Below are 21120 nucleotides of genomic sequence, written 5' to 3'. Positions count from 1 at the left end.
GCAGGGATGTCTCGGACATGCCCTTAACTCTGGGCTGCTGCTTCCTCGGCTGCCGCCACGGGGACTTCGCCTGCCTCGGGCGCAGGTGCTGCGCTCTCCGTCTTGCGCGTCCGTGTGCGCCGGGTGCGCTTGGGCTTTGGTGCAGACTCCTCAGCCGCCACCTCTGCAGCGGGTGCCTCCGTGGTGGCAGGGGCTTCGGCCTTCTCGCTTTCAGGCGTCTCAGACTCAGCCTGGCCGTTTGCGGCCTTATGGCCGTTCGCCTTGGCACGGCCGGAGCCATTTACCTGCCGCTCGGCCACTGGCTGTTCCTGGTAGGCCACTTCGGCGGGCGTGCCTTCGATCACCGGCTGAGGACCGGAGCCGTCTTCCACCTTCTGGGGCTGAGCGCTCACGGGCGCGACCGCCAGCTCGTCATCCTCGCGATCCATAATATCGTCGAGATCGTCAACGCGCTCACGCTGCTGAGGCTGCATCTGGGCCATGGCGGCGGCGATCAGGCGATTGTAGTGCTCCGCGTGCTGCAGGTAATTTTCAGCCATCACGCGGTCGCCGGAACTCTGCGCATCACGGGCGAGGGCGGCGTATTTATCCGCGATCTGCTGTGCGGTCCCGCGGATCTTCACATCCGGACCGTTGCTCTCGTAGCTGCGGGTAAGCGGATTAGGGCCCTTGCGGTTGTTGCCGCGGCCGCGCATGCGCCTGTTCTGCTGTTGTGGCCTCATACTATTCTCTTCGTTCGAGACGACTATTGGTGATCAATCGCGTGTTGGTTGACGGAGAGTACGCGTACGTGCTCTCTCGCATTTCCCCTTTGGCGGTGTACCGCTCAGGCGGTCGCGAATGCCATGTCCGACCCGCTTCATGTTTACAGGCCGGATGATCCCCGCACGAAGCACCTGCGTCGAAAATCGCATGGAGGCAGTCTATCCGCGGGAACCGAAATGAATAACGGCGCTGCCTGCTTCGTCTCATCCGGCACGCGGAACCTAGCGGCATTCCGGCACTTTGCCAAGTCTTTTTTCCTTAAGGATCATCCTCCCTGTGCCAGCGCGAAAACCATTGCCCTGTCACGTCCGCCAAGATCGCGGGCCGTTTTGACCGTGCGATAGCCGTGGCTGGCAAAGATGGCCGCAACTGCGGCTTTCTGGTCGTGGCCTGTTTCAACGCCGACAAGCCCGCCTGCTGTAAGGTGGCAATGCGCCCCTGCAGCGATTGCCCGATATGCTTCGAGACCGTCCGGTCCTCCATCCAGGCTCGCGACCGGATCGTGCTCACGCACCGAGGGCTCAAGCGTCTTGATCTCCTCCGTCGCTATGTAGGGCGGGTTGGAAAGAACAAGATCGAACAGGCCATCCACGGAATCCAGCCAGCTGGACTTCAGCACATCGAATCTTGCGGCACATCCGTTGATCTCGGCATTGCGCCTCGCCGTTTCAAGTGCTTCCTGTGAAATATCGGTGCCCACGGCTTCCGCTTCCGGCACGAGGGAGAGAAGCGCCAACGCAATCGCGCCCGTTCCCGTTCCAAGATCAAGAATCCGGCACCGGCCGCGTATTGCGGCAATCCGCCGCGCATCTGGCAGAACCAGGTCCACCAAGGTTTCGGTGTCGGGGCGCGGCTCCAGCGTGGCAGGGGAGAGAGTGAGCTTCAGGCCATAGAACTCGCGCCAGCCGAGAATGCGGTGAACAGGCTCGCCGGCGATTCGGCGCCCGATCGCCGCTTCCACCTTGCGCACCGCTTCGGCATCCACCGGGCGCTCAGGCGAGGCGATCGCATCGGTCCGAGTCGTCGCCGTGAAGTGCTCCACAAGAAGCCGGGCCTCCAGACCGGGATCCTCGACACCGGCCTCGCCCAGCCGTTGCTTCGCAAGCCGGAGCAGTGCGCCCAGAGTACCGGCCGGCGGGAAATTCATATCGCCCCTGTTCTGCGTCATGGAGACTATGAACGGTTAGGATCCTGATTCCGAGGCATGCAACGGAAGCGTCAGAATCAGCCTTCGGCCCCCTCCGCGGCGAGCAGCTTAGATTGGTGATCGGCAATGAGCGCGTCAATCACCTCGTCCAGCTCACCCTCCATCACGCGGTCGAGCTTGTAGAGCGTGAGGTTGATGCGGTGGTCCGTCACGCGGCCCTGCGGAAAATTGTATGTGCGGATGCGCTCGGACCGGTCGCCCGTGCCCACCTGCAGGCGCCGCGCCTCGGATCGCTCTTCCGCCGCCTTGGTGCGCTGCTGGTCGAACAGGCGCGCGCGCAGAATCTGCATGGCGCGTGCCCTGTTCTGGTGCTGCGATTTTTCGGACTGAACCACGACGATCCCCGTGGGGATGTGAGTGATGCGCACGGCCGAATCGGTCGTGTTGACGTGCTGGCCCCCCGCGCCAGAAGCGCGCATGGTGTCGATACGAATGTCCTCCGGCCGGATTTCGACATCCACCTCCTCCGCCTCCGGCAGCACCGCGACGGTCGCGGCAGAGGTGTGGATGCGCCCCTGCGCCTCCGTCACCGGCACGCGCTGCACGCGATGCACGCCTGATTCGAATTTGAGGCGCGAGAACACGCCCCTTCCGGAGACCGAGGCGATGATCTCCTTGTATCCGCCGGCCTCGCCCTCACTTGCCGAAACCACCTCCATGCGCCAGCCGCGCGAGGCCGCATAACGCTCGTACATACGGAACAGATCGCCGGCAAACAGTGCAGCCTCGTTGCCGCCCGTGCCGGCGCGGATTTCCAGGATCGCGTTCTTCTCGTCGGCCTCGTCCTTGGGAAGAAGCAGCACCCGCAGTTCCTGGCTCAGCTTTTCCAGCCGCTCCTCGACCGCCTCCCGGTCCGCCTCTGCAAGCTCCCGCATCTCGCTTTCGATGGACTTGTCCGCCAACATGGCATCGAGGTCGGCAAGCTCGCTCTCGACTTTCTTGAGCTCACGGATGTGGGTCGCAATTTCCTGAAGCTCAGCATATTCGGAAGCGAGCTTCACGTAAGCCTCCGGCGACGGGCCAGCCGCCATCTGCGTCTCGATCAGCTCGAAACGCTTCAGCACCTGATCCATGCGTTCGCGCGGAAGCTCTGTCATAGGCAGTCTTATATTCTTAAAGCGGGATGTCGTGCCGAGCGGCGAATTGTGTCAGTTCCGCGCGGATATCGTGCTTTGCGGCGTGATTGGCAAGAAGGCGATCCATCAGTTCCGTCAATTCCTGCAGCGGCAGTTCCCGCAGCATGGCCTTGACGGGGCCGATCGAGGCGGCCGCCATGGATATGGAGCGGAAGCCGACACCGAGGAGCGCCATGGCCGAGATTGGCCGCCCGGCGAGCTCGCCGCACAGGGTAACGGGAGTGTGGCCCGCCTGTCCCGCCTGAACGATCTGCCGCAGAAGCCGCAGGAACGGCACGCACAGCGGATCGAAACGGTCCGCGACGATCGTGTTGCCGCGATCGGTCGCCGTGACAAACTGGAACAGGTCGTTCGAACCTACCGAAACGAAGTCCACCGCCTGCATCAGCTCGTCGAGCTGCCACAGAAGCGCCGGCACCTCGATCATGGCACCGAGCTTGAGGCTGGTGGGCAGCAGATAGGCGAAGCGCGAGAGGTGCCGCACCTCTCGGTCGATGATGGCGCGGGCCTGCCGGATCTCGTCCACAAGCGTGACCATGGGAAGCATCACCTTCAGCTCGCGCCCGCCCGCGGCCTTCAGAAGCGCACGGATCTGGGTGCGCAGGAGAGCCGGACGGTCAAGGGTCAGCCGGATGGCGCGCCATCCGAGTGCCGGGTTCTCCTCATGCTGCGCACTCTTGAAGTATGGCAGCACCTTGTCTCCGCCGATGTCGATCGTGCGGAAGGTGACCGGCTTGCCATCGGCCGCGTCGAGCACCTCGCGGTACAAGCGCTCCTGCGCCTCCACCCGCGGGAAAGTCAATGCCACCATGAATTGCAGCTCGGTGCGGAAGAGGCCGATCCCTGCTGCGCCCGACTGGGCGAGTTGCGGCAGGTCCACAGCAAGCCCGGCATTCATGAGAAGCTCGATCGGCACGCCATCCTTCGTGACCGCCGGTTCGTGGCGCAATTCGCGGTAAAGCTGCTGCCGTCTTGCGCGGAAGCGGACCTTCTCCGCATAGGCCGCCTCAATGTCGGCCTGCGGCCGCAGATGAACCTGACCGTCCTCGCCATCGACAATGATGGCGTCACCGTTTTCCGCAAGCGAGACAACACCCTTGACCTGGCCCACCGTCGGAACGCCGATGGCGCGGGCCACGATCACGATGTGGCTGGTGGGCGCGCCCTCCTCCAGCACCAGCCCGCGCAGCCGCTCACGCGGATAGTCCAGCAATTCCGCCGCGCCCATGGAGCGGGCCACGAGAATGGCGTCCTTGGGCATGATCTCGGCGATGGCATCAGGCCCCCGGCCCATGAGCTGGCGCAGAAGCCGGTTGGCCAGATCGTCGAAATCGCTCATGCGTTCGCGCAGATATGGGTCCGTCATATGCAGCATGCGCGCGCGCATGTCGCTCTGGACCTTCTCCACCGCAGCTTCCGCGGTGAGGCCATTGCGCACGGCCTCTTCCAGACGACGCACCCAGCCGCGATCATTGGCAAACATGCGGTAGGCCTCGAGGACCGCCCGATGCTCGCCCTCGAAGGCCACGTCGCGGCGCGAGAGCATGTCGTCAATCGACAGCCGAAGCGAGCTCAGGGCTTCTTCCAACCGCTCCAGTTCCCGCTCACTGTCCTCGTTGAAGAGGTTGGTGACGACGATGCGCGGCTCATGCAGGATCACATGGCCAAGGCCGATTCCCTCGTTGAAAACAATTCCCTTGAGGCTGACGGAGCGGCGCAGATCGAGCTCGATGCCAGGCCGGTTGAGTCGCGCCAGGTCTCCGGTGGCGATCATCTCGGCCACCACCATGGCGACCGTCTCGAGGGCCTCCACCTCGTCCTCGCGATAGTGGCGCATGGTCCGGTTCTGCACCACCAGCACGCCAAGCGTGCGGCCGGCCCGCAGAACCGGCACGCCAAGGAAGGAGTGGTAGACCTCCTCGCCCGTCTCCGGCAGATAAGTAAAGGCGGGATGCTTCTGTGCGTCCGTCAGGTTGAGCGGCCGGGCGCTGGCGGCGATCGTGCCCACAAGGCCCTGCCCCAGGCGCAGCTGCGCCAGATGCACCGCCTTCGGGTTCAGACCTTCGGTGGCGTAGAGTTCGAGGACTGAATCGGCGCGCAGAATGTAGAGCGAGCAGACCTCGGCCACCATGTTCTGGGCGATTTCGCGCACGATCCGGTCGAGCCGCTCCTGCGGCTCAAGGGCCTCCGCCATCATCTCCCGGAGGCGCTTCAGCAATACGCGCGGGCCGGCCTCTCGCATCGCGCTTCTCCAATGCCTCACGGCCGCTACAGGCGGCCCAGGAAGGCAGGCTTCAAGATTCTCTATTAATGCTTATCGAGACCGTAGACGGAATGCAAAGTGCGCACCGCCAATTCCGCATACGGACCGTCGATCAAGATCGAAATCTTGATTTCGGAGGTGGTGATCGCGCGGATATTGATGCCCTTTTCCGCCAGGGCCTTGAAAGCCGTGGCGGCCACGCCGGCATGGCTGCGCATCCCGATGCCGATCACCGACACCTTCACAAGCCCGGATTCGGACTGGATCGCGTCAAAACCCACAGACTCTCGCACCTTTTCGAGGATGCTGACAGCCTTTTCCACATCCCCGGTCGGCACGGTGAAGGTGATGTCGGTCTTCGACCCGTCCTCCGACACGTTCTGCACGATCATGTCGACATTGATGTTCGCCTCGGCGAGCGGCCCGAAAATACCAGCCGAGACCCCTGGCCGGTCGGCCACCCGGCGCAGCGAGATCTGCGCCTCGTCCTTGGCGTAGGCGATGCCGGTGACGACTTGCTGTTCCACGATCTCTTCCTCGTCGCAAATGAGCGTGCCGGGCGGATTGTCGAAATCGCCCATTCCCGGCGCGTCCGGGTCCTCGAATGACGATCTTACAAAGGTCCTGACCTTATGCACCATGGCAAGCTCGACGGAGCGCACCTGCAGCACCTTGGCCCCCTGCGAGGCCATTTCGAGCATTTCCTCGAATGAAATCTTAGAAAGACGCCGCGCCTTCGGCTCGATCCGCGGGTCCGTCGTATAGACACCGTCCACGTCGGTATAGATGTCGCATCGGTCGGCCTTGAGGGCCGCCGCCAGGGCGACCGCGCTGGTATCGGAACCGCCGCGACCCAGCGTAGCGATGCGGTTGTCGGGCGCAAGCCCCTGGAAGCCGGTCACCACCGCGACCTGCCCCAGCCCCATGCGGCGTATGATTTCGCTGCCGTCGATCTCAAGAATCCGAGCGGCGCCGTGGGCATTGTCGGTGCGGATGGGGATCTGCCATCCCTGCCATGAGCGCGCGTCGATGCCGATCGACTGCAGCGCGATGGCTAGAAGCCCGCTTGCCACCTGCTCGCCTGAAGCGACGATCGCATCATATTCGCGCGCGTCGAAAAACGGCGAACTCGCGCCCGTTGCGCGCGGCATTTCGCGCGCCAGGGCAACAAGCTCGTTGGTCTTGCCAGCCATGGCCGAAACCACCACCGCCACTTCGTGGCCGGCGTCAACCTCGCGTTTGACATGGCGCGCCACATTGTGAATGCGGGCGATGTCTGCGACGGAGGTTCCGCCGAATTTCATCACGAGGCGCGGCATGGTCCCGGGAAGTGCCTTCTTTTGAAACGGATCTGACGGACAGGATCGGAGAGCGCGCAGCCTTGGCGGCCGCGCAACCGCGGCTTCCATATCGAAAAGCCTGCGAACCTGCAAGCAACACGAGAATACCGCATCAAAGCGCCGCTCCGGCCGCCTGCCGTTGCGCATCACCAGCGCGGCAGGTAGATAGATGCCTCCATTCGAGGGGCGCCGATGCTTCGCAAACTCTACGATTATACCATGTCGCTGGCGGCGACGCGCCACGCAGAAAAGGGGCTTGCGGGCGTGTCCTTCGTAGAGAGCTCCTTCTTTCCGATCCCGCCCGACGTGCTGCTCATCCCGATGGTGCTTGCGGAGCGGGCGAAGTGGCTGCGCTATGCGTTCGTCTGCACTCTGGCCTCGGTGGCCGGAGCGCTGCTCGGCTATGCAATCGGCGCCTTTCTCTATGAGGCCATCGGCGTGCCGATCCTGCGGCTCTATGGCGCGGAACGCAAGTTCCAGGAGCTTGCCCAATGGTACAATAACGACTGGGGAGCGTGGGCCGTCCTCTTCGGGGCGGTCACGCCCTTCCCCTACAAGGTGCTGGCCATCTTCTCCGGCGCGACAGGCCTGAATGTGCCGATCTTCATCCTCATTTCGATCATCGGGCGTGGTTTGCGCTTCTTCCTGGTCGCGGGACTGCTCTACTGGTTCGGCCCGCCCATCCGCACTTTCATCGAGAAGAATCTCGGCCTTCTTTTCACCCTTTTCATGATCCTGTTAATTGGCGGTTTCGCAGCCATCCGCTATATCGTTTGACATCCGCTATATCGTTTGACACATGTCGAGAGTCCTCACAGCCCCTACCGACAGGTTCCACACGCTCACCGGCGCCTTCCTGGCCTTTGCCATGGCTGCCACGGTGGGCACGGCGCTCGGCTTTCAGCATCTGGGCGGGTTCATCCCCTGCAAGCTGTGCCTAGAGCAGAGGGTGCCTTACTATATCGGCGTTCCCGTCATGATCCTCGCCGCCATTTCCGCTGCGCTGCGCGGTCCGGCGATCCTCACGCGCGGGCTGCTTCTGGCAGGCGGTATCCTGATGCTTTGGGGGCTCGGGCTCGGCTCCTACCACGCGGGGGTGGAATGGGGCTGGTGGGAAGGCCCCGCCGATTGCGGCGCAGTCGCCCCCTCGTCAGGCTCCGGCAGCCTTCTCGACCAGCTCAATGCGGTCGTCCCGCCTTCGTGCAACGAGGCAGCCGGCCGGTTCCTCGGTCTGTCTTTCGCGGGCTGGAACGTGGTGGCAAGCGCGATCCTCGCAGCGATCGCCCTTCGCGGCGCTTTCAAGAAGTAGTCTCACACGCGGCAAGCTGCGGACGGATCAGGGCTCCAGCTCGACATCCCAGTAGAGATAGTCCATCCAGCTTTCATGCAGATAATTGGGCGGGAAAAGCCGTCCGTTGTTGTGCAGGTCATAGACGGTGGGCCGGTAGGGCTTCTGCCGCGGCCACATCCTGGCCTCGTCCGGCATCAGGCCGCCTTTCTTCAGATTGCAGGGCGAGCATGCCGCCACGACATTTTCCCAGGTGGTCAGCCCGCCATGACGGCGCGGGATGACATGATCGAAGGTCAGCTCGTTCTTCCCGCCGCAATACTGGCATTGAAAGCGGTCACGCAGGAAAACGTTGAACCGCGTGAAGGCGGGATAGCGCGACGGCTTCACATAGGTCTTGAGGCTGACGACGCTGGGCAGCTGCATCGTGAAGGAGGGTGAGGAGATCGCGTAGTCGTATTCGGCTACGATGTTCACTCGGTCCAGAAACACGGCCTTGATCGCGTCCTGCCACGACCAAAGTGACAGGGGATAATAGCTGAGCGGTCGATAGTCCGCGTTGAGCACCAGAGCGGGCATACCGTCCGGCGATTGAGCGATCGTCACGTCCTTGAAGCTCCTGGTAGGCAGATCGATCGGCGCGGATAATGTAATCCGGTGATGACAGGAATGTGAAGCAGATATCGATAGTTCCGCGCCAGTAGAGCGTAAATTCTTGCTGATTATTCTGTGTTTCAGGCTGCCGGAGCAGCTTCGACACCTTTCATCTCGCGGTAGTAAGCCCAGAAAAGCCGTGCGGCGACCGAGCGCCAAGGGCTCCATGATTCGGCAATGCGCATGAGCGTTCGCGCGTCGGGGCGGACCTTGAACCCCAGCCCCTGCGCCACCGCGGCCTGCAGGGCGATATCGCCGGAGGGGAAGATGTCCGCATGTCCCGCAGCGACGAGCAGGTAGACCTGAGCAGTCCAGGGTCCGATGCCAGGCACGGCAAGCAGCGCCGCCGTGGCTTCATCCGGTGGCAGACAGTCCAGAGAGGCAAGATCGAGTGAGCCGCTCATGATCGCCGCGGCAAGAGCCGTCAGCGCCCGCTGCTTGGCACGAGACAGACCGGCCACGACCATCGCCGCTTCGCCGCAGGCCAGAAGCGTCTCGGGCGTCAGCGGGTCCACGAGCCGGCGGAGCCGGCCAAAGATGGCGTCGGCACTCGCCCGCGAAACCTGCTGCGAGACGATCACGGAGGCAAGGCTGGCAAATCCCGCCGGGCTGCGCCGGAGCGGCACCGTCCCCGCCGCCTCCCGCACCGACCCAAGTCTCGGGTCGCAAACCACAAGCGCGTCCAGAGCGCGCGTTATGTCGTCTGCCGTTTCGATCCGCTGCATTGCCGCCCCTTGCGCTCTCATCGCGCCAAGCCTAGCAATGCCGTAATGACCGCGACAATCCGTTTCATGCGCCCTTCATGACGGTTCCTGTCTTCCGCTTCGCGCCGAGCCCCAACGGGCTTCTGCATCTGGGGCATGCCTATTCGGCACTCCTCAACTTCTCCATGGCGCGCGCCACGGGAGGGCGTTTCCTGCTGCGCATCGAGGACATCGACACGACCCGCTGCACACCGGAACTGGAAGAGCAAATCTACCGCGATCTCGCCTGGCTCGGCATCGAATGGGAAGAGCCGGTCCGCCGCCAGTCGGAGCACATCGACGACTACGCGCAGGCATTGGAGCGCCTGGTCGACGCGGAAATCGTCTATCCCTCCTTCATGAGCCGGGGCGAGGTGCGCGACTTCGTCGCCGAGGCGGAGGCGGACGGCACGCCTTGGCCGCGGGATCCCGACGGCGTTCCCATCTTCCCGCCGCTCGACCGTGAGCGGTCCCAAGCCGAGCGCCTTCAGCGCATGGAGGCTGGCGAGCCTTTCGCGTGGCGCCTGGATATGGAAGCGGCACACAGACACGTGGCGTCACGCTTCTTCTGGGAAGAAAGCGGCAGCGGCCCCAAAGGCGAGACGGGACGGATCGCCGCCCGGCCTGAAGCCTGGGGAGACGTGGTGATCGCCCGCAAGGAAGTACCGACAAGCTACCACCTCGCCGTCGTGGTGGACGATTCGCTGCAGGGAGTCACGCATGTGGTGCGCGGGCGCGATCTGTTTCATGCAACGGCAGTGCACCGGCTTTTGCAGGAGCTTCTGGGGCTTCCCGTCCCGCGCTACCATCACCATGCGCTCATCCTCGATGAAAGCGGCCGCAAGCTGTCCAAAAGCCGCGGCGACACCGGGATTGCGGCGCTGCGCGCGGCAGGCGCCACGCCGGCCGACGTCGCGCGGATGGTGGGGCTGGAGCCGGTCCGTTAAGCCATCCGGTCGAGCGCCGCCTTCAGGAGCACCAGTGCAAGCAGGAGGACAAAAGCGCCCGCCAGGCCGACAAAGACGCCTTCGATCAGGCTGAAACGCATGCCGACGAAATTTCCGGCGTAGATCGCCCCGAAAAAGCCGAACATCATGATGATCGCATTGGGGACCGTCCCGAAACCGGCCTCGCGCAGCAAAGCGTTGAGTCCCGTCGAAAACAGATAGGACAGCATCGCCACGGCGGCGACGGCAAAGACAAGCCAGGTTGTGTCGAGCTTCGACAGCACAGTGCCCCTCCGCATCCTGCCGGACCAGCACTCACAAGCCCTGCTGAGAATAGCCCGCAAAGCTTTCGCCTTTATTGCCGGGGCTCAGGGCCTCACGGCGCGCCTTGCTTCGCGATACCGCATGATGGCGGCGTTGACCTCGCCGCCAAGGATGAAGATTACCGAAATGATGTAGAGGAAGAACACCGCCGCCATGATCGAGGCCAGCCCCGCATAGGTGTTGGCGTAACTGCTGAAACGGGAGAGATAGGCGGCAAAGATGCTGGAGCCGGCGAGCCAGCCGAGGAGGGTGAAGACGATGCCGGGCAGGATGTCGCTGAGGCTGCGCTTGCCCGCCGGCAGCCAGAGATGCACCGCCATGAGGGCGGAAACCAGCACAGTCACCGCGATGATGTAACGCCACAGGGTGATCGTGCCCATGTAAGGCTCCAGCCATTCCAGCCGCGAGACGGCGATCCTGGCGGCCAGGGGAGCGATCACGAGAAGCAGGCTGATGGCCATGAAGCCTAAGGTGGCGATCAGCACGAAGGCGAGGCTTTGCACCCGCAGATAGATGAAAGAGCGGGGCTCGACCACGCGATAGGCACGGTTGAGCGATACGCGAATCGCTTCCACTCCGTTGGAGGAAAAGAAGGCCGCGGCGAGCACGCCAAAGGTCAGAACGCCCCCTCGCCTCACCCCGAGCACATTGACGACCTCCGCTGCAATCGGCTCGGCCACCTCCTCCGGCCAAGTGTCGAATACGAGATGCACGGCCGTCTCGGCAAAGGCGTCCGCACCCAGAAAGCTTGCAAGCGCCGTAGCGAAAATGAGAAACGGAAACAGGGCCATGATCGCGCTCACGGCCACGTGGCTCGCCATTGCCCAACCGTCGTCAGCATTGAAATGACCGAACGCATCGGCCGCTATGCGCCTGAGGGCGACCAGCTTGCGCAACACCGTTTCCTCTGTTTTCCGTCAGGGACGGAGATTTTTCTTGCCCGACCCGATATGTGAAAACCGCAGGCCGTAAAGGCAACCTGCCACGTGCACCTCTTCATTTCATGAACAGGAACCTTGGCATGCCCGCCTCGGTGTTTCATAGACGGCTCGCCACCTGCGACCGATCTGGATAAGCTGCTCTCTCACCCAGGAAAGCCGAAACATGTCATCCACCATATTCAACATCCTCGCCGTCGCCGTCATGGTCGCGGTCGTCTTCGTGCTGATCCGCGGCTTGATCAACATGATGCGCGGCGGCTCGGGCAACACGTCCAACAAGCTGATGCAGGCTCGCGTGGCGCTGCAATTCGTCGCGGTGGTGCTTATCATGCTGGCCCTGTGGTTCAGCCAGGCCGGAAATTGATCGGGGATCGCGCCGCATGGTGAAGCTCAACAAGATTTATACCAGAACCGGCGACGACGGAACGACCGGCCTGAACAGCGGCGAAAGACGATTGAAATGCGACTTGCGCGTGGCCGCATGCGGAACCGTGGACGAGGCCAGCGCGGCGATAGGCATGGCGCGCGTCCACACGCAGAAGGATCACCCTACCATCGATGCGATGCTCAGACGGATCCAGAACGACCTCTTCGATCTAGGCGCGGATCTCGCCACACCTGACGGAAGCCGGAAGGGCGGTGCGGGCGCGCTGCGCATCGTCGCTGCCCAGGTCGAGCGGCTCGAACGGGAAATCGACGCACTCAATGCGGAGCTCGCACCGCTCACGTCCTTCATACTGCCGGGCGGCACGCCCGCCGCGGCCGCGCTGCATCTGGCCCGTACCATTACGCGGCGTGCAGAACGGCTGATGGTGGAGCTCGACCGCACGCCCGGGGAACAGCTGGGCGAGGAGGCACTGCGCTACATCAACCGCCTTTCCGACTTTCTCTTCGTCGCCGCCCGGAGCGTCAATGGCAAGGGTGCCTATGACGTGCTATGGGTGCCCGGAGAGAATCGCTGAAGAGCCGGACGTTACCGGCGCCGGCCGATGTTCATACCGCTCCACGATTCCAACCGCCTGCGCCACATCAAACGTCAATACGTGACGCTGGCGATCATCGGGCTCAACATCGTCATATGGCTTGTCACCTCTCTGGGCGGCATCGGCACGATGCAGCTTGCCGCAATCGGGCTCGGCTACATCCCCTCCGTCGCCTACGATATGGCGGTGCTGCCTCCGGAACTGGAGCTGGTGCCACCTCCCTTCACCTACGTCACCTATTCATTCCTGCACGACGGCCTGCTGCACCTCGGCGGCAACATGCTTTTCCTCTGGGTCTTCGGAGACAATGTCGAGGACGCCCTTGGCCACTTTCGCTATCTTGTCTTCTACATCGCCTGCGCGGCCGCGGGAGCGGCCTTCCACGGCATGATCGCACCCGAATCCCAGGCACCGCTCATCGGCGCGTCGGGTGCAGTGGCCGGCGTGGTCGCGGCCTACCTGATCCTGCATCCCCGCGTGAAGCTGTGGGTGCTGGCGCTTGGTCGCATTCCACTGCGCGTTCCGGCCTTCGTGGCGCTGGCGCTCTGGATCGGTTCGCAGTTTCTGATGTTCTTCACCGATCCTGGGAACCAGATTTCCTGGGCGACGCATATAGGAGGCATCCTGGCCGGCAGCGTGCTGGTCGTGCTTCTGCGCCGGCGCGGCGTGCCGCTGTTCGACCGCCATGTCGCCACGCCGGACGCCGTGGAGCTCGAATAGGCCCGGCGTTCCGCGCGTGTTGACGTATGCGTCAGGTCTCACTACGGTCCGGCGGCCTGCGGCGAGACGTTCCTCCAGCACCATGCTGTGTCCGTTTTCTTTTGAATTATGGCGGAAATCGACAATCGGATAGAAGCGCCGGAGTGCTAGTCGGGTACGGCGAGGCAAAAGAGGTAGGTTGATGAAAGTCCTTGTTGCTGTGAAACGGGTGATCGACGCGAATGTGAAGCCGCGCGTGAAGGCGGACGGTTCAGGCGTCGAGCTTGCCAATGTGAAGATGGCGATGAACCCGTTCGACGAGATCGCGGTTGAGGAAGCGATAAGGCTCAAGGAAGCGGGCAAGGCGGACGAGATCGTTGCCGTTTCGGTCGGCCCCGAGAAGGCGCAGGAAACGCTGCGTACGGCGCTTGCCATGGGCGCGGACCGCGCCATTTTGGTCAAGACTGACGAGACGGTCGAGCCGCTCGACGTGGCCAAGATCCTGAAGGGCATCGCCGAGGAGGAAAAGCCCGGCCTCGTCATTCTAGGTAAGCAGGCGATCGACGACGATGCCAACCAGACGGGGCAGATGCTGGCTGCTCTTCTCGGCTGGGCGCAGGGCACCTTCGCCTCCAAGGTGGAGGTGGGCGGCGAGACACTCACGGTGACGCGCGAGGTGGATGGCGGGCTCCAGGTGGTGGAGCTGAAGCTGCCTGCGATCGTGACCACGGATCTGCGGCTCAACCAGCCGCGCTATGCCTCTCTGCCAAACATCATGAAGGCCAAGAAGAAGCCGCTCGATGAGAAGAGCCCGGCGGACTACGGCGTCACGGTGAAGACGCGGCTCAAGGTGCTGAAAACGGAGGAGCCGGCAAGCCGCAAGGCGGGCGTCAAGGTCGCCTCCGTGGCCGAGCTGGTGGACAAGCTGAAGAACGAAGCCGGCGTACTTTGATCAGGCGCTTGGAAAGGACGGATACTCATGGCAATCCTTCTCATTGCGGAGCATGACAACCGATCGCTTTCGGACCAGACGGCGAAGGCGCTGTCGGCGGCGGCTCAGATCGGCGGCGACATCGACGTTCTTGTCGCGGGAGCCGGTGCCCGGCCGGCCGCCGAAGAGGCGGCAAAGCTCTCGGGCGTGCGCAAGGTGCTTCTGGCCGAAAGCGACGCGCTGGCCGAGCAGCTTGCCGAGCCTCTGGCCGATACCATCCTCGCGCTCGCAGGCGGCTATGACACGCTGGTCGCCCCTTCCACGACGATGGGCAAGAATGTGATGCCGCGCGTGGCTGCACTGCTCGACGTGATGCAGGTCTCCGATGTGATCGAGGTGGTGAACGCCATCACCTTCAAGCGGCCGACCTATGCGGGCAACGCCATCCAGACAGTGGAATCGACCGATCCCAAGCGGGTGATCACCGTGCGCACCTCGGCCTTTCAGGCAGCGAGCGAGGGCGGATCGGCCAGCATCGAGATGGTCGAGGCGGCGGTCGATCCCGGTCTTTCCCGCTTCGTGGAGAACCGGATTGCGGCGAACGAGCGTCCGGAGCTGACGTCGGCGCGCATCGTCATCTCGGGCGGCCGCGCGCTGGGCTCGGCGGAGAAGTTCCAGGAGGTGATCCTGCCCGTGGCGGACAAGCTGGGGGCGGCGGTGGGCGCAAGCCGGGCGGCAGTGGACGCTGGCTATGCGCCGAACGACTGGCAGGTTGGTCAGACGGGCAAGGTGGTCGCACCCGATCTCTACATCGCGGTGGGCATCTCCGGCGCCATCCAGCACCTCGCTGGCATGAAGGACTCCAAGGTGATCGTGGCCATTAACAAGGACGAGGAAGCGCCGATCTTCCAGGTCGCCGACTACGGCCTTGTCGGCGACCTCTTCCAGATCCTCCCAGAACTCGAAAAGGCGCTTTGACAAACACCGAAGCGCGTGCAGAGTCGGCAAGACCAGTGGACGGCACATCGCCGTCCATATACGTTGCGACGCAATGAGTAGGTCGCCTGCGGCAGGATCGGGAAAATGACGAGCACTATCAGGACGGTGGGCATCGTCGGTGCCGGTCAGATGGGCAGTGGCATCGCCCATGTGACGGCGGTGGCCGGATACCAGGTAAAGCTCTACGACATTTCCAGGGAACGCATCGAGGCGGGCATCGCGACTGTGAGCGGCAACATGGCGCGCCAGATCGCCTCCGGCAAGCTTGACGAAAAGACCCGGCGGGAGGCCCTCGCACGGATTACGCCGGCCGATACGCTGGAAGACCTTGCGGACTCCGATCTGGTCATCGAGGCGGCAACCGAGGACGAGGCAATCAAGCGCAAGATTTTCGCCAAGCTTTGCCCGGTGCTGAATCCGGAAGCCCTGATCGCCACCAACACCTCCTCGATCTCGATCACGCGGCTCGCCGCACAGACCGATCGTCCGGAACGGTTCATCGGCATACATTTCATGAACCCGGTGCCGGTGATGAAACTGGTGGAGATCATCCGCGGCATCGCCACGGAGGACGCCACCTTCGAAGCCGCCCGCGCCTTTGTGGAAAGCCTCGACAAGACCATCACGGTGGCCGAGGATTTCCCCGCCTTCATCGTCAACCGGATTCTCATGCCGATGATCAACGAGGCCATTTACACCCTTTACGAGGGTGTGGGGTCGGTCGAGGCGATCGATACGGCAATGAAGCTCGGCGCCAACCACCCGATGGGACCGCTGCAGCTTGCCGACTTCATCGGGCTGGACACCTGCCTTTCCATCATGCAGGTGCTCTATGAAGGGCTGGCGGATTCGAAATACCGGCCCTGCCCGCTTCTGGTGAAGTATGTCGAGGCGGGATGGCTCGGCCGCAAGACGGGCCGCGGCTTCTACGATTACCGCGAGGACCCGCCGGTGCCGACGCGGTAGACGGACCCGTCAGATCCCGTCATTCGGCGGCCGCCTGCCTGGAAAGCCGCGCCGCCACAGCCTCCAGCCAGTGATCGCGGATGCCGAGCGCCTTCAGGTGCTCCACGGTGTTGAGCACGTATTCCTCGTTGCGCCCGGATTGCCCGATGGCGCCCGCAACCCTCCGGGCGGCATCCTCCACATTCAGCCGGCCCGCATACTGCACATGCGTGCGGTCCACCACGTAAGCCACGGCCACGGCCTCGCCTCCGTCAAGAAACCGGACCCTCAGCCGCTTTTCGAGGTATACTCTCGTTACCAGCTCGCGCTCGCGCAGATAGGCGATCACCTCGTCATAGAGTGCACCAGGCACGCGGAAGGCAAGCCCCAGGCATGAGCCGCCCCGGTCGAGGCCGAGCACTAGGCCCGGCCGGTTCGGCGTGCCGCGATGCACATGGGAATGGACACATAGGGAGCGCCGATAGCCGTGAAGCCTCGCCTTGCGCGTCTCGACGTGAGCGAAGCCGGGCCTCCACATAAGAGAGCCATAACCAAAGACCCAAAAATCGTCCATTTCCCCTGACTTCTCGATCTGTTGCGACGGGCGGGCGTTGATTCGGCGGAAGGCGTTCTGCACGCTAATGGAATTGATGGCCGCCCGCCAAGACCGGGAAACCATAGCGGAAGGAACAAATGCCATCCGGAAGACAAAAAGGCTCTCGCTTCACCCGCCGCATTCTGCTTCTGGGCGCGGCGATTCTCGTCTTCGCGCTGGGCTATACCGGTGCATGGTTCGCCGCTGCCCGGGCGCTTGAAAGCGAAGTGGCCGCCACGATCAGGGGAATGAACGGCAATGGCGTTCGCGCCTATTGCGAGGAGCCGGAAGCCGGAGGCTATCCGTTCCGGATCGGGCTGTTCTGCCGCAGCGTCTTCTACGAGAACGTGAAAAAGGGCATCTCCGTTCGTGCGGGCGCCATGCGCTCCGCCGCTCATGTCTACAGGCCGTCCCGCGTAGTGGGCGAAATCGATTCGCCCGCGGCCGTCGTGCTGCCGCTTCTCGTGCCCATGGAGATCCGCTGGGAGAGTCTGCGTGCCGGCGCGCGGCTTGCCGACCCCCTGCCAGAGCGCATTTCGGTCAGGGGTGAGCAGCTTGCGATCTCCGCGCAGGAAGGCGACACCGCACCGCTTGCCACACTGACCGCGATGGAAGTCCATGCGCGCCAGCAGGGCGATGCCGTGGAAGCGGCGATAAGCTTTCGCGGTCTTCAGCCAGGCGCGCAAATCGCGCCCGATCTTGCGCCGCTCGACGGCCGTGCCCTCGTGCTTATCAAAGATGGCGTGACCATGGCCGTTGAAGGGCGGCTCGACCCCTATGGCCGGTCGGCGGAAATCCGCGAGCTTGTCGTCGGTCTTGCGGGCCAGAACGCGGAAATTTCCGTCTCCGGCCCCATCTCCATCGATGAGAACGGGTGGATCGATGCCCAGCTTAGAGTGAGCTTCAGCGATCCGCAGATCGTCATGGACTATCTGGCGCGGATTTTTCCCGACGCGCGCGAGGAGATCATGACGGCGGCCTCGGCACTGAGCAGCCTGAGCGACACGCCCGTCACCCTGAACATAAGAAAGGGCCGCTTGTTTCTCGGCTTCATTCCGCTGGGAACGATCCCGCCGGTATAGCAGCGGCAAATGCCTGCCTTTTCAGGATAGCGCCCGGCGCTAGTCCTCTTCCCGTTTCGGCGGATGGATCACCACCTGCCGGCCGAAGTCGGGCAGGTCCACCTCCTGCCCCGCCTCGATGATGGAGCGGCGAATGGCACGGGTACGGGTGAAGAGATCGAAGAGCTTGTCCCCGTCGCCCCAGCGGATCGCCCGCTGCAAGGCGGACAGATCTTCCATGAACCGGGCGAGCATTTCCAAGATCGCATCGCGGTTGTGCAGGCACACGTCCCGCCACATGGTCGGGTCCGAGGCGGCGAGACGGGTGAAATCGCGGAAGCCCGAGGCCGAATACTTGATGACCTCCGACTTCGTCACCGTCTCCAGATCATCGGCCGTGCCCACGATGTTGTAGGCGATGATGTGCGGCAGATGCGAGACGATGGCGAGCACCATGTCGTGGTGCTCCGGGTCCATCGTATCTACCTTCGACCCGCAGCGCTGCCAGAATTGCGCGAGCTTCTCCTGAGCCTGCGGGTCCGTACCCGGAAGCGGCGTCAGGATGCACCAACGTCCCTCGAAAAGCTCCGCGAACCCGGCGTCGGGGCCTGAATGCTCGGTACCGGCAATGGGATGCCCCGGTATGAAATGCACGTGCTCGGGCAACACGGGCGCCATCTGCTCGATGACAGACCGCTTCGTGGAACCCACATCGGTGACGATCGCTCCGGGCTTGAGGCTCGGGGCGATATCGGCGGCAACCTGCCCGGACGCGCCGACCGGAACCGACACGATGACCAGATCGGCGTCAGCCACCGCATCCGTTGCCCTCGCGTGATATTCATCCCCCAGGCCGAGCTCCTTCGCGCGCGCCAGCGTCTCCGCGCGGCGCGTCGAAATGGCGATGGTGCCAGCCAGCCCCTCGCGCCGCACCACGCGGGCGATGGACGAACCGATGAGGCCGATGCCGACAAGGGCGATTCTCTCAAAAAGCGGTTCAGCCACGGCTCAAGCGCCCATGAATTCGCTGAGAGCGGCGACAACACCGCGATTGGCCTCCTCAAGGCCGACCGTCATGCGGAGCGCATTGGGAAAGCCGTAGGAGGAGACCCGGCGCAGGATATAGCCGCGCGCAGTGAGGAAGGAATCGGCGGCCTCGGCCGTCTTGCCGCCCTCCGGGGGAAAGTGAATGAGGAGGAAATTGCCGATGCTCGGCGTCACGCGGAGACCAAGCTTGCCCAGTTCCCTGGTCAGCCATTCCCGCCAGGTTTCGTTATGGGCCACGGCGCGCTCCACATGCGCGCGGTCGCGAATGGCCGTAGCCCCCGCCGCGATCGCCAGTGCGTTGACGTTGAATGGCCCGCGCACACGGTTCACGGCATCGATCACATGCGCCGGAGCGTACATCCAGCCGATACGCAGGCCCGCGAGCCCGTAGATCTTCGAGAATGTGCGGGTCATGACGACATTGTTGGACGAAGAAACGAGCTCGATGCCCGCCTCATAGTCGTTGCGCCGCACATATTCCGCATAGGCCGCATCGAGCACGAGCAGCACATGCCGGGGCAGACCCGCCTGAAGGCGGCGCACCTCATCGACTGGCAGGTAGGTGCCGGTCGGGTTGTTCGGGTTCGCAAGGAAGACGATCTTCGTGCGCCCGGTGACGGCGGCCAGTATGGCATCGACATCGGCGCGCTCGTCCTTCTCCTTCGCCACGACCGGCGTGGCGCCTGCCGCCAGGATCTGGATGCGATAGACGAGAAAGCCGTGCTCAGAATAAATGCCCTCGTCGCCAGGCCCAAGATAGGTCTGCGCGAGCAGGCCCAGAAGCTCGTCCGAACCGTTCGAACACAGGATGTTGGCCGGGTTGAGCCCGTGGACCTCGGCAATCGCCTCGCGCAGGCTGGTGGCGGAACCATCCGGGTAAAGCTCCAGATGGCGGCGCGCCGCCTCGATCGCCTCCAGCGCCGCCGGAGAGGGGCCGAGAGGCGTCTCATTGGAGGAAAGTTTCCAGACTTTCGCCACGCCCGGCGCGCTTTCGCGGCCCGGCACATAGGCGGCGATTTCCATGATTCCGGGTTTCGGCTCCGGACGTTCGGGCAAGGTCATCGGATGGTTCCACTAGATCAGGCGGCCTGCTTTATCGCATCAGGTCCATTGACGCAAAGGGGCGCCAAGCGTAAATGTGACGCTCATCCGTGGTGATTTGGCCGGTCGGCTTGCAGCCACGTAAAATAAGTCGCTAAAAGGCCGATGGACAATCCGTTGGAGACCGGCCGCGACCTCGCCGCCGGTCTTTTGTTTTTGGAGTCTGTGTCATGCCGATCAAGATTCCCGATCAGCTCCCCGCCCGCGATGTGCTCGTGCGCGAGGGCGTGTCCGTCATGGACGAGGGGACGGCGCTGCGTCAGGACATCCGACCCATGCAGATCGGGCTCCTGAACCTCATGCCCAACAAGATCCGCACGGAGACGCAGCTTGCCCGCCTGATCGGCGCCACGCCGCTTCAGGTCGAGCTGACGCTGGTGCGCATCGGCACGCACAAGGCGAAGAACACGCCCGAGGAGCACCTCATCACCTTCTACCAGACCTGGGAGGAGGTGGCGGACCGGAAGTTCGACGGCTTCATCGTGACGGGCGCGCCAGTGGAGCTTCTGCCGTTCGAAGAGGTCACCTACTGGGACGAACTGACGCGCATCTTCGACTGGACGACGACGCACGTTCACTCCTCCTTCTTCATCTGCTGGGGCGCGATGGCGGCCGCATGGCATTTCCACCGCATCCCCAAGCACACGCTGGAGAAGAAGGCGTTCGGCGTGTTCCGGCACCGCAACAACCAGCCGGCGTCGCCGTATCTTGCAGGTTTTTCGGACGATTTCGCGATTCCGGTTTCGCGCTGGACGGAAGTGCGCGCATCCGACATTCCCGCGGATTCCGGTCTAGAAATCCTCATGGAATCGGATGCGACCGGTCCGTGTCTGCTCACCGAACCCACCGGCAACCGGCTCTACATGTTCAATCACATCGAGTACGATTCCACCTCACTCAAGGAAGAGTACGAGCGTGACGTGGCCGCCGGCGTGCCGATCCACGTGCCGCACGACTACTTCCCGGAGAACGATCCGAGCCGACCGCCGCTCAACCGCTGGCGCTCCCACGCCCATCTGCTTTTCGGCAACTGGATCAACCAGGTTTACCAGACCACGCCGTATGATCTGGCGAGGATCGGAACCGTCGAGCCTGAGCCTGTTACCGTGTTGCGGAGAACAGCAGGCGCCATACGGTAGCACTTGACGACA

General features: G+C 63.4%; 23 protein-coding genes and 1 riboswitch. Of the genes, 11 read left to right on the top strand and 12 right to left on the bottom strand.

Annotated elements, in window-relative coordinates; all coding sequences use genetic code 11:
- Positions 1-23 precede the first annotated feature (23 nt).
- The 5 genes from NYR54_RS05270 to NYR54_RS05250 form a co-directional block, all read right to left on the bottom strand.
- The gene (locus NYR54_RS05270) at positions 24-722 is read right to left on the bottom strand and encodes a DUF4167 domain-containing protein (protein ID WP_261514562.1); all 699 of its coding nucleotides are present in this window, start codon (positions 720-722) and stop codon (positions 24-26) included.
- 308 nt (positions 723-1030) lie between these two features.
- A complete protein-coding gene (prmC, locus tag NYR54_RS05265) occupies positions 1031-1933 on the bottom strand; it encodes a peptide chain release factor N(5)-glutamine methyltransferase (protein ID WP_261514561.1) in 903 nt (300 codons plus the stop codon).
- A 56-nt stretch (positions 1934-1989) separates the two neighbouring features.
- Complete coding sequence (gene prfA, locus NYR54_RS05260) at positions 1990-3069, bottom strand: peptide chain release factor 1 (RefSeq protein ID WP_261514560.1); 1080 nt, start codon at positions 3067-3069, stop codon at positions 1990-1992.
- Positions 3070-3085: 16 nt separating this feature from the next.
- Entirely contained in the window at positions 3086-5350 is a 2265-nt protein-coding gene (gene ptsP, locus NYR54_RS05255; RefSeq protein ID WP_261514559.1) for a phosphoenolpyruvate--protein phosphotransferase, read from the bottom strand.
- 65 nt (positions 5351-5415) lie between these two features.
- On the bottom strand, positions 5416-6690 hold the full coding sequence (locus NYR54_RS05250) for an aspartate kinase (protein ID WP_261514558.1): 1275 nt from the start codon (positions 6688-6690) through the stop codon (positions 5416-5418).
- Between the two features lie 213 nt (positions 6691-6903).
- On the opposite strand from NYR54_RS05250, the gene NYR54_RS05245 reads away from it, so the two are divergent.
- Complete coding sequence (locus NYR54_RS05245; RefSeq protein WP_261514557.1) at positions 6904-7488, top strand: YqaA family protein; 585 nt, start codon at positions 6904-6906, stop codon at positions 7486-7488.
- Between the two features lie 22 nt (positions 7489-7510).
- Positions 7511-8020: a disulfide bond formation protein B gene (locus tag NYR54_RS05240; protein WP_261514556.1), complete on the top strand. Its 510-nt coding sequence runs from the start codon at positions 7511-7513 to the stop codon at positions 8018-8020.
- A gap of 27 nt (positions 8021-8047) precedes the next feature.
- Here NYR54_RS05240 and NYR54_RS05235 read toward each other — a convergent pair whose 3' ends face one another.
- Positions 8048-8605 carry an HNH endonuclease gene (locus NYR54_RS05235; RefSeq protein WP_261514555.1) on the bottom strand — a complete coding sequence of 186 codons (558 nt, stop codon included), beginning with the start codon at positions 8603-8605 and terminating at the stop codon, positions 8048-8050.
- Positions 8606-8733: 128 nt separating this feature from the next.
- Entirely contained in the window at positions 8734-9378 is a 645-nt protein-coding gene (locus NYR54_RS05230; RefSeq protein ID WP_261514554.1) for a DNA-3-methyladenine glycosylase family protein, read from the bottom strand.
- A gap of 77 nt (positions 9379-9455) precedes the next feature.
- On the opposite strand from NYR54_RS05230, the gene gluQRS reads away from it, so the two are divergent.
- Positions 9456-10343 carry a tRNA glutamyl-Q(34) synthetase GluQRS gene (gluQRS, locus tag NYR54_RS05225; RefSeq protein ID WP_261514553.1) on the top strand — a complete coding sequence of 296 codons (888 nt, stop codon included), beginning with the start codon at positions 9456-9458 and terminating at the stop codon, positions 10341-10343.
- Here the strand turns inward: gluQRS and NYR54_RS05220 are convergent.
- Positions 10340-10627 (bottom strand): hypothetical protein, encoded by a 288-nt coding sequence (locus NYR54_RS05220; protein ID WP_261514552.1) that lies wholly within the window; start codon positions 10625-10627, stop codon positions 10340-10342. The genes gluQRS and NYR54_RS05220 overlap by 4 nt on opposite strands.
- An 84-nt stretch (positions 10628-10711) precedes the next feature.
- On the bottom strand, positions 10712-11566 hold the full coding sequence (locus NYR54_RS05215; protein ID WP_261514551.1) for a YihY/virulence factor BrkB family protein: 855 nt from the start codon (positions 11564-11566) through the stop codon (positions 10712-10714).
- Positions 11567-11771: 205 nt separating this feature from the next.
- Here NYR54_RS05215 and NYR54_RS05210 point away from each other — a divergent pair, with 205 nt between their 5' ends.
- From NYR54_RS05210 to NYR54_RS05185, 6 genes are all read left to right on the top strand, one after another.
- Positions 11772-11972 carry a twin transmembrane helix small protein gene (locus tag NYR54_RS05210; RefSeq protein WP_261514550.1) on the top strand — a complete coding sequence of 67 codons (201 nt, stop codon included), beginning with the start codon at positions 11772-11774 and terminating at the stop codon, positions 11970-11972.
- A 16-nt stretch (positions 11973-11988) separates the two neighbouring features.
- The gene (locus NYR54_RS05205) at positions 11989-12570 is read left to right on the top strand and encodes a cob(I)yrinic acid a,c-diamide adenosyltransferase (protein ID WP_261514549.1); all 582 of its coding nucleotides are present in this window, start codon (positions 11989-11991) and stop codon (positions 12568-12570) included.
- A gap of 27 nt (positions 12571-12597) precedes the next feature.
- Positions 12598-13311: a rhomboid family intramembrane serine protease gene (locus tag NYR54_RS05200; RefSeq protein WP_261514548.1), complete on the top strand. Its 714-nt coding sequence runs from the start codon at positions 12598-12600 to the stop codon at positions 13309-13311.
- A gap of 181 nt (positions 13312-13492) precedes the next feature.
- Positions 13493-14242 (top strand): electron transfer flavoprotein subunit beta/FixA family protein, encoded by a 750-nt coding sequence (locus NYR54_RS05195; protein ID WP_261514547.1) that lies wholly within the window; start codon positions 13493-13495, stop codon positions 14240-14242.
- 27 nt (positions 14243-14269) lie between these two features.
- A complete protein-coding gene (locus NYR54_RS05190) occupies positions 14270-15199 on the top strand; it encodes an electron transfer flavoprotein subunit alpha/FixB family protein (RefSeq protein ID WP_261514546.1) in 930 nt (309 codons plus the stop codon).
- 105 nt (positions 15200-15304) lie between these two features.
- Positions 15305-16186, top strand: coding sequence for a 3-hydroxybutyryl-CoA dehydrogenase (locus tag NYR54_RS05185; RefSeq protein ID WP_261514545.1), 882 nt, complete (start codon positions 15305-15307; stop codon positions 16184-16186).
- Between the two features lie 19 nt (positions 16187-16205).
- Here the strand turns inward: NYR54_RS05185 and NYR54_RS05180 are convergent, their stop codons facing one another.
- Complete coding sequence (locus tag NYR54_RS05180) at positions 16206-16739, bottom strand: gamma-glutamylcyclotransferase (protein WP_261514544.1); 534 nt, start codon at positions 16737-16739, stop codon at positions 16206-16208.
- A gap of 119 nt (positions 16740-16858) precedes the next feature.
- On the opposite strand from NYR54_RS05180, the gene NYR54_RS05175 reads away from it, so the two are divergent.
- Entirely contained in the window at positions 16859-17842 is a 984-nt protein-coding gene (locus NYR54_RS05175) for a DUF2125 domain-containing protein (RefSeq protein WP_261514543.1), read from the top strand.
- Between the two features lie 39 nt (positions 17843-17881).
- On the opposite strand, the gene NYR54_RS05170 is transcribed toward NYR54_RS05175, so the two are convergent.
- Positions 17882-18826, bottom strand: a complete 945-nt coding sequence (locus NYR54_RS05170) for a prephenate/arogenate dehydrogenase family protein (protein ID WP_261514542.1) — start codon at positions 18824-18826, stop codon at positions 17882-17884.
- Positions 18827-18829: 3 nt separating this feature from the next.
- Positions 18830-19930, bottom strand: a complete 1101-nt coding sequence (hisC, locus tag NYR54_RS05165; RefSeq protein WP_261514541.1) for a histidinol-phosphate transaminase — start codon at positions 19928-19930, stop codon at positions 18830-18832.
- Between the two features lie 79 nt (positions 19931-20009).
- Positions 20010-20087: riboswitch (SAM riboswitch) on the top strand.
- Between the two features lie 52 nt (positions 20088-20139).
- Here hisC and metA point away from each other — a divergent pair.
- Entirely contained in the window at positions 20140-21108 is a 969-nt protein-coding gene (metA, locus tag NYR54_RS05160) for a homoserine O-acetyltransferase MetA (RefSeq protein ID WP_261514540.1), read from the top strand.
- The last annotated feature ends 12 nt before the right edge of the window (positions 21109-21120 follow it).

This window comes from Chelativorans petroleitrophicus (assembly GCF_025398195.1).
Classification (GTDB): domain Bacteria; phylum Pseudomonadota; class Alphaproteobacteria; order Rhizobiales; family Rhizobiaceae; genus Chelativorans; species Chelativorans petroleitrophicus.
The sequence above is the reverse complement of the archived record's forward strand: the minus strand, read 5'-3'. Positions and strand labels throughout refer to the sequence as shown.